Below are 11,816 nucleotides of genomic sequence, written 5' to 3' on the forward strand. Positions count from 1 at the left end.
TCTACGAAAAGACTGCCGCCTGGTGTCAGCCATCAGACCGGGGCGGGGCGGTCGAGCCGCGAGGCGCAAAGCCGAAGGCCACCCTGCTTTGGGACGGCAGGTCCGTTTCCCCCGCCTTGAACCGGATCAGCAGGTCGGCGGCGACCGCGCTCATCTCGGCGACCGGCTGGATCACCGCCGTCATGTCGGCGAACCGCGCCAGGGGCGTGTTGTCGAAACTGACGACCGACAGATCCGCCGGCGTGGAAAGACCGCGCCGCTGGGCGGTGCGGATCGCCGCCAGGGCCATGCGGTCATTGCTGCAGACGACGGCCGTCGGCGGCGACGGCAGATCGAGCAGGGCGTCCACAGCGGCGACACCCGACTCATAGGAGAAGTCGCCGCGTCCGATCAGGGTCTCGTCCAGCCCATGGGGCGAGGCGATCATGGCGGCGCGATAGCCGGACAGTCGGGCGTCGCTGACTGCGTATTGCGGGCTGCCGGTGACGAAGCCGACGCGCCTATGGCCGAGGGACAGAAGATGATCCGTCGCGTGGGCGGCTGCCTCGGCGTCGTCCATCGATACGGCGAAACCGTCGCCCTCGGCGATCGACGCGATCCGCGCAAAGGGCAGGCCCAACTGGCTGAGCAGGCCGGTGATGGCCGGGTTTTCGCTGTGCGGCGGGGTCAGGATGACGCCGTCGGGGTGAAGAGCGGCCAGGGCGGCGCGCACGGCGCGATCCACATAGTCGGAATGGGTGTCGACCAGTTCGAAGATCATCCGATAGCCGTGCGACTCGCACTTCAGCATGCCGCCCATCAGCATCTGATCGACCCAGTCGGTGCCCTCGCCGGACTTCCAGCCCTCGATGGTCCGGTCCCGGTCGTTCAGCGCCATCAGCAGATAGGAGCGCGAGCCCCCCATCCGTCGCGCCGCCAGACTGGGCACATAGCCCAGCTTGGCCACGGCGGCGCGCACCCGCTCCTGCACCACGGGCCGCACGTTCGGTTCGTTGTTAATGACCCGCGACACCGTCTGCAGGGAAACGCCCGCCTCGGCGGCGACGTGCTTGATGGTGACGGCGCGGCGCAAACTCTGGTTCCTTATCCCCGCCTCATACTGTCAGGCTCGGCGGCGACAAGGCAAGCGCGCCGGCATCAAGCGGGTACGGCGGCCGGGGCGACCGGCGCCAGGTCGACCGGCGGGGCGGGACAGTTGTCCTGCAGAAACTGCTGATGCGACGGCAGGTCCTTGACGAAGGCGTTCAGAATATCGGCCGCCCGGTCCATCTCGGCGGTCAGGCCGGCGAAGTCGATCCGGTCGACCAGCGGCGGATAGGAGCGGGGCGTCACCCCCATGCCGTCCATCACCGCATACCAGCTGACATTGCGGAACAGGGGGTCCAGCGCCTCGACCAGGCTGCCGTTGGCGCGGAAGACGTCCAGCTTGTGCTGCAACCCCTCGGGCAGGGCCATGTCGCGGCATGCCCGCCAGAAGGGCGTGTCGTCCCGCCTCGTCAGGGCGTAGTGCAGGATGATGAAGTCGCGAATCTCCTCGTAGTCCACGGTCATCCGCCGATTGTATTCGGTCGCCAGTTTCGGATCGCAATCCAGGTCCGGCATCAGGCGGAAGAAGAAGTCCATCCCGCGATAGATCAGGTGGATGGCCGTCGATTCCAGCGGCTCGATGAAGCCGCTGGCCAGACCCAGGGACAGGACGTTCCTGTCCCAGATCTTCTCCCGCACCCCGGTCTTGAACGGCACCACCATCGGATTGACCACCGCCCGGCCCTCGACCTGGGCCAGCAGGCGCGCCGTCGCCTCGTCGTCGGACATGTAGCGGCTGCAGAAGACATGGCCGTTGCCGGTCCGGTGCTGCAGCGGGATGCGCCAGCGCCAGCCGCAGTCCTGCGCCTGGGCCAGGGTATAGGGTTTGGGCGCCCCGACATTCTCGGTCTGGACCGCGATGGCCCGGTCGCACATCAGCCATTCGGACCAGTCCGTGTATCCGACGCCCAATGTCTTGCCGATCAGCAGGGCCCGGAAGCCGGTGCAGTCGATGAAGAAGTCCGCCTCGACCGTCTGGCCCGATTTCAGCTTCAGCCCGCTGACGAAGCCGTCGGGCCGCGTCATCACCTCCTCGACGATGCCCTCGGTCCGCTTCACCCCCCGCGCTTCGGCGAAGTCGCGCAGATAGCGGGCCACCCGCTTCGCATCCACATGGACGGCGTAGGAGGCCCCGCCGATAGGGCTGCGCTGGGCTTTGAACGGCAGCATGAACCTTTCGTGGGCCGCCATCCGCGCCGCAGAGGCGAAGTCCATCAGCGGGCGCTGATAGCCGTTCATCCGCGCCTTCAGCCAGACCGGATAGAAGTCGCTGACGTCCACCGGCACGCCGATGGCGCCGAACGGGTGGAAATAGCTTTCGCCCTTCTCGGTCCAGTCGTCGAACTGGATGCCCAGTTTGAAACTGGCCTGGGTCTGTTGGATGAAGTCCTGCTCGTTGATCCCCAGCTTCTTCAGCATTTCCAGGAAGGGGGGCACGGTGGATTCGCCGACCCCGATCGTGCCGATGTCGTCGGACTCGACCAACTCGACCTCGGCCATCCGGCCCTTGAAATGCTCGGCCATCAGGGCGGCGGCGATCCAGCCGGCGGTCCCGCCGCCGACGATGCAGATCTTCTTCAGGGGACGGCGGGGTTGGTCCATCTCGGGTCTCATGCGGCTGAGGCGGCGGGATCGAGACCCGCCAGGAATTGGGCGTGATCGGGGGTCCGAGCGACGAAGTCGGCGATATTGGTCCGCATCTCGGCCAGGCTGCGCGCCAGATAGGCCGGGTCCATGGCGTCGACGGCGGGGTCGTAATGGTCGGGATACAGGCCGAAGCCGTCATAGATGGCCAGCCAGCTGGCCGGGTGGAACATCTCCCACCGATAGCGGACGAACTGGCCCCGCGCGGTCCACAGGGCGAGCTTGCGCTCCAGCGTCTCGGGGACGGCCATATCGCGGCAGTCGCGCCAGAAGTCCGTGTCGGTCCGCCGGTTCAGCTTGTAGTGCAGGATGATGAAGTCCCGCACCCGCTCCATCTCCCGCGCAGTCTGATCATTGAACTCGTCCAGGATCGGCTGGGCGAAGCGGCGGTCGGGGAACAGGGCCTTCAGTCGCTCGATGCCCGTCTCGATCAGGGCGATACTGGTGCTCTCCAGCGGCTCCAGGAAGCCGGACGACAGGCCGATGGCGACGCAGTTCTTGGCCCAGGCCTGCGACCGCCGGCCGGGGCGGAAGGGAATGCGCCGGGGCTCCGTCTGCGGATCGCCCAGCAGATGGGGCATGAGCTCGGCCAGGGCCTGATCGTCGCTCAGATGGGCGCTGGAAAACACCAGGCCGTTGCCGGCCCTGTGGCGCAGCGGAATCCCCCATTGCCATCCGGCCGACCGGGCGGTGACACGGGTGAAGGGGGCGGGGGCGTCGCCGGGGCGGTTCTTGCTCTGCACCGCATAGGCGGCGTCGCAAGGCAGCCAGCGGCCCCAGTCCTCGAACCCGACGCCCAGGGCCTCGCCGATCACCAGCCCCTTGAAGCCCGAGCAATCGACGAACAGATCGCCCTCGACCTCGCGTCCGTCGTCCAGGGTCAGGGCCCGCACGAAACCGTCCTCGGGACGCAGTTCGACCGAGCGGATGCGGGCGTCGATCCGGGCGCAGCCCCCAGCCTCTGCATAGGCGCGCAGATGTTGGGCGAACAGGCCGGCGTCCAGATGAAGCGCCCAGTCGAACACCGACAGCTGCGACGGCGGATTGGGCGAGGGCTGGATGAACTTGCCCCCGGCGGCCAGGGACGCGCCCAAGGAATAGGCCGCCAGCGGCGCGGGGTCGCCCGCGCGCTTCTGCTTCAGCCAGTAATGATGAAAACCGATCCCCTTCACGTCCTGCCCGTACAGGCCGAAGGGATGGATGAAGTCCGAGCCCGGCCCGGACCAGTCGATGAAGCGGATGCCCAGTTTGCAGGTCGCCTGGGTGGCGCGCATCACGTCGTCGTCGCGCAGACCCAGCTGCCCATAGAACCGACGGATGGTGGGAATGGTCGCCTCGCCCACGCCGATCGTGCCGATGTCGGAGGACTCGACCACGGTGATCTTCAGCGGCGTGCTGCGGAAATGCTGGACCAGGGCCGCAGCCGTCATCCAGCCGGCGGTGCCGCCGCCCACGATGACGACGGAACGGATGCGAGGATCGTCGATCTCATCCATGGCCTGATCCCAATACGCGAAAAAAGAGGCCGGCGACACGAATGCCGCCGGCCAGTCTGCTCAGGAAGAGATCAGAAGCGAGCGCGCACGCCGATGGTGTAGCGCGGCTCGAACTCGTTGCGGCTCTGGAACTGTTCCGCACCCGGCTTGAACTCGAGGTAGTACTCCTCGATTTCGCCCAGGACGTTCGATCCGTTGGCGTAAACCGTGACCATGTCGTTGACGTCATAGGTCACGTTCACATCCACGTATTGCGACGTATCCTGATAGATCGGGATGCTGCCGAACGTGCTGTTGAGGCGCGGCGTGCGATAGTTCCAGGCGACCCGCGCCTGAAGCTTGTCGCCCTGGTACCAGACGGCGGCGTTCAGCGAGTGTTTCGAGTTGTCCTGGAACGGCAGTTCGTCCCCGTTCAGGGCCGTCGAGTTGGAGGAGCTGTCCGAGAAGGTGTAGCTGCCGTCGAAGCCGAAATCGGACCAGATGGGCGTGTCGATGAAATCCGACAGACCGATCTTGGCGCCTATTTCGATGCCTTGAAGCTGGCCGCCGTCGCCTTGTACCGGACGGTTGACGTCCACCAGCCTGCGGATGACGCCATCGCCGTCCGCATATGACCCGCTCTGGGGGACGGTGGCGCGGGTGACGAAGCTATCGATGTTCAGGCGGAAGGCCGCGATGTTGAACATCGTCGCCGGGCCGTAATAGTACTCCAGCGCCAGATCGAAGTTATCCGAACGCCAAGGGTCAAGGTCCGGGCTTCCGGACAGGGTGGCCCCGGTCACCCGACGAACGCCGACGGGCGGAGCGGTCGGATCGGCGGGCGTCGGACCTTGGGAGTCCGCCGTGGATATGGTGACGCCGCCGCCGTAGTTGCCCAGATCCAGCGGGATCATGGTTTTGGCGTAGGCGGCCCGCAGACGCAGCTTGTCGCTGAAGTCGTAGGCCAGGTTCACCGACGGCAGCCAGTCCGTGTAGCTGCGGCTCGAAATCGTGTCGCCGACATCGTTGTTCGTGTCGCCATAGGCGCGCACGTCGCCGGTCTGATTTTGACGGACCCGAAGCTCGGTCCGGACCATCCGCACGCCCACGTCGCCGTGCAGGGCGCCGAACTCGACGGCGCCGTTCAGATAGGCGCTGTCCTCATACAGATCGACGTCATAGGAGTTGCCGGGAATGATGACGTCATAGGCGTTGCCGAAGACCCGTTGCTGGAAGGCGCGGGGGTCGTCGAAATCGCGCGGATCAGCCACCCACACCCCCGGAATGCCCGAGGCGACCGAGCCGAAGTCGGTCAGGAAGTAGGTATTGTTGTTTTCGCGCAGCAGCGTGGGGCGGTTGACGGTATAGCCCTGGAAGCAGGTGGGGGCGTTGGCCACCGTGCCGGCCGTACAGCTGCTGGGCGTGGTCGCAACCGCCAAGGCCGGATTGAACCCGGGGTTAGTCACGAACTCGCCAGACTGGCACTGCGGATTGTCCATCACGACGTCGATGGCCTTCCACTGGGCCGAGCAGCCCGCTTGGTTGCCGGCGCCGGCATTGGCGTAGAAGTCCGAGAACAGATGGAAGTTGGTGATCTCCACCTCGCGACCGCTGTGGCGAACCCCGGCGTCGACGCGGGTCAGGAAGCCGAAAGCAGGGCGCTCCTGGAACTCATACGAGCCGTCGAAACGGACAACGGTCAGGTCCGAGTTGTTGCGCTGGTTGCCTTCGGATGAATAGGCCCCGACCGTGTAGGAATCGAGGTTCGACATATATTGGCTCAGCGGCACATTGCCCAAGCCGCCGACGATGTTGTTTTCGAACCCGCTCCAGGCCAGTTTCGAACCGCCGGTATCGATATGCAGTTGCGGGTCCGCCCCATAACCGAAGGGGTTCGGCGTGATGTAGCGACCGCCTTGGCTGCCGACGACGTTGTTGGAATAGCGTGAGGCCGGATACAGGGCGGCGATCGAGGCGGGGTAGAAGGTGCCGCGGGTGCGGTCCGCCGCTTGGCGGAACAGGGTGAAGGCGCGGTCCGATCCGTACTCCCAGTTGGACAGGTCGCCCTGGACCTGACCGTTCATGCTCAGCAGCGAGGCCTCGGCCTTGATCGCCCGCGCATTGAAGGTGAAGGGACCGCCCTTGTCGTAGTCCAGCTCCAGGTTGAAGTTCTTGGACTCATTGTTGGTGACGCGGTTGACGGTGAAGGAGTTCACCCACCAGGCGTCCAGATCATATTCCTCGACGTCGAGCCAACCCAGGCCCGTGTCGGTCGACTCGGTCGGGGTGGTCCACCCCAGCCCGCTCCAGCGGTTGGAGACGTTCAGGCCGGCGGCGCGATTGTACTCGTCCTGTTTGGTGTAGAAGGCCTCGGCCGTCAGACGAATGCCGTCTTCGATGTCAAACTGGAAGGCGGCGTTCAGACCGACCCGTTCGCGCTCGACCACGCGGTTGAACATTTCGTAGCCGTGGGGCGCCAGCCAAGCGTTGCCCGAACCGCCCCAGTCGTTGCTGCCGAACAGGCTGCCGGCGGTGCCCGCGTAGTTATTGCCCAGGTTCGAATTGCTGAGCACGCCCGAGACCATGACGCCCATGCGGTCGCCGCGCCAGTTCAGCAGGCCGTTGATCAGGTAGTCGTCCTGACGAGTGCGTTCGCCCGTCTGGTATTCGGCGGCGCCGGTGACGGTCGTTCCGTAGCTGAAGTCCATCGGACGACGGGTGCGCAGATCGATGGTGCCGGAGATGCCGGACAGGGCGTTCGTCACGTCCTGCGACTTGAATACGACGATCGAGCTCATCAGCTGCGACGGCACGTCGTTCAGGTTCGGCTGGGCGCTGCCCAGGTTGCCGGGGCTCAGATATTGTTCGCCGTTCAGCAGGGTCACAACCTGCGGCAGGCCGCGGATGTTGACGGTGGAGCCCTCACCTGCGGTGCGGCGGATCTGGATGCCGGCGATGCGTTGCAGGGCATCGGCCACGGTGACGTCAGGCAGTTTGCCGATGTCTTCGGCCGAAATCGCATCGACCAAAGCGGTCTCGTTGCGCTTGACGTTGATCGACTGGGTCTGCGACGCGCGGATGCCGGTCACGACGATTTCGCCGACCTCGGTCGGCTCCTGCGTCGCCGCCGGTTCAGCGGTCTGGGTCCCCGTCTGGGCGTAGGCCGGCGCGACCAGCGCCGAACTCGCCAGCAAGGCCGCAACCATGGGCCTCTTGTGGATTCTCATCTCTTTCTCCCTCCTCGGTGGCGCCGCGTTTTGTTGTGCGGCATTGGTTCAAGGTTTGATGGTCGACCCTGAAAGCGTGGTCGTCGCGCTCAACCCCGGCTCGGCGGCGTCGCGGGCGACGGTGATGCGGTAATCGCCCGGCGTGATGCGCCAGCCGGGCAGGGCGGTGTCGTATTCGGCCAGGATGCGGGGCTCGGCCGTCAGGGTGACGCGGCGCGTCTCGCCCGGCGCCAGGTTCACCCGCGCAAAGGCGGCCAGACGGCGGGGCCGATCGCCCGAAGCGACATAGAGTTGCGCAACCTCGGCGCCGGCTCGCGCGCCGGTATTGGTCACATCGACGCTGACGCTGAGCTTGTCTGCGCTGGACGCCGCCAGGTTGGAATAGGCGAAGCTTGTGTAGCTGAGACCATATCCGAACGGGAACAGGGGCGTCTTGCCCTCGCGTTCGTACCAGCGGTAGCCGACGTCCGAGCCTTCCGGATAATCCACCACGAAGCCCTGGATTTCGCCGGCCTGGGGCGCGCCGGGATTGGCGGCGGCTGCGGCCTCGGCGCTCTTCAGCGCCTCGAGGCCCGGCGGCGTCGGGCGCGGCGCCTGATCCGCCGAGGCGGGGAAGGTGATCGGCAGACGGCCCGACGGATTGACCTCGCCGAACAGGATGCGGGCGATGGCCTCGCCGCCGCGCTGGCCGGGATACCAGGCCTGGATCACCGCCGGGGTCTTCTCCAGCCAGGGCATCAGCACCGGCCCGCCGGTCTCCAGCACCACCACGGTCTTGTCGTTGGCGGCCGCGACCGCCTCGATCAGCTCGTCCTGTCCGTCAGGCAGGGACAGGCTCTCGACGTCCTGGGCCTCGGTGGTCCACTGGGTGGCGAAGACCACGGCGACGTCCGCCGCTCGCGCCGCTGCGGCCGCAGCCGCCGGATCCTTGCCGTCGACATAGGTCACGGTCGCGTCCGGGGCGATCGCCCGAATGGCGTTCAGCGGCGACGACGCATGCCAGGTGATCCGCGCGAACGAGGCTGCGGCCCCCGAGGTCAGGGGGATCTCGACCGGCGCCCCGCCCACCGACCGCACCTGGGACGATCCGCCGCCCGACAGCACCCCGACGTCGGCATGGCCGCCGATAAGCACGATCCGCTTCGCTGTCTTGGCCAGGGGCAGAACCCCGCCCTCGTTCTTCAGCAGGACGATCCCCGCTTCGGCCGCACGCTGGGCGACCTCGGCGTTTCGGGCGTAGTCGATCGGCTGTTCGGTCGTGACCACGGGCGCGTCCAGCACCCCGGTCCGGATCAGGCCAACCAGCAGGCGGCGCACCATGTCGTCCAGCCGCGCCTCGGGGATACGTCCGGCCTCAAGGGCCTCGCGGAACGGCGCGTCGAAATAGAGGGCCCGGTCCAGTTCCTGGCCCGAGGCCTGGTCCAGACCCGCCAGGGCCGCCTTCTCGGTCGAATGGACCGCGCCCCAGTCCGACATGACCCAGCCGTCATAGGCCCAGTCGCGCTTCAGCACCTGGTTCAGCAGGAAGTCGTTCTCGCAGGCCCAGTCGCCGTTGACCTTGTTGTAGGCGCACATGACCGAGCCGGGGTTCCCCCGCTCGATGGCGATCTGGAAGGCCAAGAGGTCGCTTTCGCGCAGGGCCGCCTCGTCCAGCCGCGCATCCATGATCATCCGCCCGGTCTCTTGCGCGTTGAAGGCGAAATGCTTGATGGTCGAAACGATCCTGTTCGACTGGACGCCGCGGATATGCTCCCCGGCCATGACCCCGGCCAGCAGAGGATCCTCGCCCAGATATTCGAAATTCCGTCCGGCCCACGGATCGCGCGTCAGGTTCACCCCGCCGGCCAGCAGGATGTTGAACCGCTTGGCCCGCGCCTCCGAGCCGATCATGGCCCCGCCGGCGTAGGCGATCTCGGGATCGAAGGTGGCGGCGGTCGCCAGGCTGGAGGGCAGGGCGGTGGCGACGTCGCCCTTGCGCTGCTCGACCTGGTTGGCGACGCCCAGGCTGGCGTCGCTTTCGCGCAGATTGGGTATGCCCAGGCGGGGAATTCCCGGGATGTGGCCGGCCGAGGGAATCATGTCGGCGACTGGGGCGCCCGGCGTCCGCGCCGCCATGGGCGGGAAATAGCCGTGGATCAGCTGAAGCTTTTCGTCCTGCGTCATTCGCGCCAGCAGGGCGTCGGCGCGCGATTGGGCGGCGGCCGTCTCCGTCTGGGGCGCAGACTGCGCCGGCTGCGCGAGTGCGCCGGCGGGCGTCACGCCCACGGCGAAGGCCAGGGCGAGACGGCTGATCATCAAGGACTTGGAAAACTTCAAGAGACGCCCCGAACCGATTGCGCGACGGCGACCGCCGTCAGGACAAGAGTTGGGATGCGCCGCACAGGATCGATGATGGCGGCGGGCAGCCGACAGCATCGCCTGCTGTCGCAGGCTTTTCGATCCTGTTTGCGGATAGCGTCTTCGACGCCGAGGTTCGACGACCTGGAGAGGCCGTCAACTTTCCGCTCCCTGTGCGGAGACTCTTCGGCCCCTCGCATGAACAGGTAAGCATGGATTGAGAGCGTTCACAACACGAAACGGCCATGATCGAACGTGGTTATGACACCCCCAGTTCACATGTCGTTTCAGGGCCCTTCTGCGGATAGGGCGACGGGCGCGCAAAAAGAGAGGGCCGGCGCACTGGGACGCCGGCCCTCCCTCTACTCAGACCCGCAGGGCGTTCAGAGCACCCCGATCATCGAGGCCACCAGCGGGTGGCGGACGATGTCGCGTTCGGCCAGACGCACCACGGCGATGTTGTCGACCGCCTCCAGCCTGGCGGAAATATCCGCCAAGCCGGACACGCCGGGCAGCAGGTCCGACTGGTGGGGGTCGCCCGTGACCACCATGGTCGAATGCCAGCCGAGGCGCGTCAGCAGCATCTTCAGCTGCACATAGGTGCAGTTCTGGGCTTCATCGACGACGATGAAGGCGTTGTTCAGCGTGCGGCCGCGCATGTAGCCGATGGGGGCGATCTCGATCAGGCCCTCGGCCATCAGGGCCTTGACCCGCTTCATCGACAGCCGGTCCGACAGGGCGTCGTAGAGCGGGCGCAGATAGGGGGCCAGCTTGTCCTCCATGTCACCCGGCAGGAAGCCGATCGATTCGCCGGCCTCGACGGCGGGGCGGCTCAGGACGATGCGGCCGACCTTGCCGGCCTCAAGCGCCTCGACCGCCTTGGCGACGGCGAGATAGGTCTTGCCGGTCCCTGCCGGCCCCAGGGCCATGACCAGATTGTGCGCGTCGATGGCCGCCATCAGTTCGTGCTGACCGTCCGACTTGGGCTTCAGCGTCTTCAGATAGCCCTGCTCGCGGTCGTCGTTGTTGGGATAGGGCGACCAACCTGACCGTTCGTTGTGGGGGGCGTGCAGGCGCCGCACCTTTGATTCCTCCATGAACTCTCGCGAATCCAGGAGTCCGTTTTCACGGGACTGACGCTTCATTGCCGCACGCTTGGTCATGGACGCCTCCAGGGCATGAAAAAAGGCGGACCCACACGGGTTCCGCCTTGGCTGGTCTTGGGGAGGAAGGGGTCGCGGCCTGCGCCGCAGCGACCACCGGGATCAACGGCCGGGCCGTCCAAAACGGGCTGAACCCGTTCCCGAACAACCGAACCAGGATCCCAACGCGCCAAGCGAAAGCCCCGACAACTGACCGGACCGGGCTTGATCCGGCTTCGGATCCGGGGCCGAAATGGCGACCCTCGAATCGCATCAACAGTTAGATGCTATCGTGGTTAGAAATCTGTTAAAGCCCTCAATTTTCGAAGATTAGGCGGCATTCTGATGACCATTTACGCATTGGGCGACAGCAAACCTCAGTTTCCGCCGCAGGGCGAATACTGGGTGGCGCCGAACGCATCCGTGATTGGAAACGTGATTCTGCACGTCAACGCCAGCGTCTGGTTCGGGGCGGTGCTGCGCGGCGACAATGAGCCGATCACCGTGGGCCCCGACACCAATATTCAGGACGGCAGCGTCCTGCACACCGACATGGGCTCGCCCCTGACCCTGGGCCGGGGCGTCACCGTCGGGCATAAGGCCATGCTGCACGGCTGCGAAGTCGGGGACTACAGTCTGGTCGGGATTGGGGCGGTGGTGCTGAACGGGGTGAAGATCGGCCGCAACTGCATCATCGGCGCCAACGCCCTGCTGACCGAGGGCAAGGTCATTCCCGACAACAGTCTGGTGGTGGGCCAGCCGGGCAAGGTGGTGCGCGACCGCGATCCCGCCCAGATCGCCGTGCTGCAGATGTCGGCCGAGCACTATGTGCAGAACTGGAAACGGTTTGCGGCGGAGTTGCGCCCGCTCTAATCTCGCTCATCCCGGCTTTCGCCGTGATGAGT

Annotated in this window: 7 protein-coding genes; 1 reads left to right on the plus strand and 6 read right to left on the minus strand. The window is 66.2% G+C overall.

What is annotated here, in order from left to right:
* Nucleotides 1-25 precede the first annotated feature (25 nt).
* The 6 genes from ACZ5M6_RS06525 to ACZ5M6_RS06550 all read right to left on the minus strand — a co-directional run bounded on the left by ACZ5M6_RS06525 (nt 26) and on the right by ACZ5M6_RS06550 (nt 10,944).
* Nucleotides 26-1,072 carry a LacI family DNA-binding transcriptional regulator gene (locus tag ACZ5M6_RS06525; RefSeq protein WP_464159962.1) on the minus strand — a complete coding sequence of 349 codons (1,047 nt, stop codon included), beginning with the start codon at nt 1,070-1,072 and terminating at the stop codon, nt 26-28.
* A 65-nt stretch (nt 1,073-1,137) separates the two neighbouring features.
* A complete protein-coding gene (locus tag ACZ5M6_RS06530) occupies nt 1,138-2,688 on the minus strand; it encodes a tryptophan halogenase family protein (RefSeq protein WP_464159963.1) in 1,551 nt (516 codons plus the stop codon).
* 8 nt (nt 2,689-2,696) lie between these two features.
* The gene (locus tag ACZ5M6_RS06535) at nt 2,697-4,226 is read right to left on the minus strand and encodes a tryptophan halogenase family protein (protein WP_464159964.1); all 1,530 of its coding nucleotides are present in this window, start codon (nt 4,224-4,226) and stop codon (nt 2,697-2,699) included.
* A gap of 71 nt (nt 4,227-4,297) precedes the next feature.
* Nucleotides 4,298-7,432 (minus strand): TonB-dependent receptor, encoded by a 3,135-nt coding sequence (locus tag ACZ5M6_RS06540; RefSeq protein ID WP_287395050.1) that lies wholly within the window; start codon nt 7,430-7,432, stop codon nt 4,298-4,300.
* 48 nt (nt 7,433-7,480) lie between these two features.
* A complete protein-coding gene (locus tag ACZ5M6_RS06545) occupies nt 7,481-9,727 on the minus strand; it encodes a beta-glucosidase (RefSeq protein WP_464160104.1) in 2,247 nt (748 codons plus the stop codon).
* Between the two features lie 425 nt (nt 9,728-10,152).
* Nucleotides 10,153-10,944 (minus strand): PhoH family protein, encoded by a 792-nt coding sequence (locus tag ACZ5M6_RS06550; RefSeq protein WP_228186548.1) that lies wholly within the window; start codon nt 10,942-10,944, stop codon nt 10,153-10,155.
* A gap of 312 nt (nt 10,945-11,256) precedes the next feature.
* On the opposite strand from ACZ5M6_RS06550, the gene ACZ5M6_RS06555 reads away from it, so the two are divergent.
* Nucleotides 11,257-11,784 (plus strand): gamma carbonic anhydrase family protein, encoded by a 528-nt coding sequence (locus tag ACZ5M6_RS06555; RefSeq protein ID WP_336970330.1) that lies wholly within the window; start codon nt 11,257-11,259, stop codon nt 11,782-11,784.
* Nucleotides 11,785-11,816: the final 32 nt, after the last annotated feature.

The sequence above is a fragment of the Brevundimonas sp. Br13 genome, assembly GCF_055391505.1.

Bases quoted from the DNA above. Each gene is read 5' to 3' on its own strand.
- ACZ5M6_RS06530 (WP_464159963.1), bottom strand. From the start codon at position 2,688: ATGGACCAACCCCGCCGTCCCCTGAAGAAGATCTGCATCGTCGGCGGC.
- ACZ5M6_RS06555 (WP_336970330.1), top strand. From the start codon at position 11,257: ATGACCATTTACGCATTGGGCGACAGCAAACCTCAGTTTCCGCCGCAG.
- ACZ5M6_RS06545 (WP_464160104.1), bottom strand. From the start codon at position 9,727: ATGATCAGCCGTCTCGCCCTGGCCTTCGCCGTGGGCGTGACGCCCGCC.
- ACZ5M6_RS06540 (WP_287395050.1), bottom strand. From the start codon at position 7,432: ATGAGAATCCACAAGAGGCCCATGGTTGCGGCCTTGCTGGCGAGTTCG.
- ACZ5M6_RS06535 (WP_464159964.1), bottom strand. From the start codon at position 4,226: ATGGATGAGATCGACGATCCTCGCATCCGTTCCGTCGTCATCGTGGGC.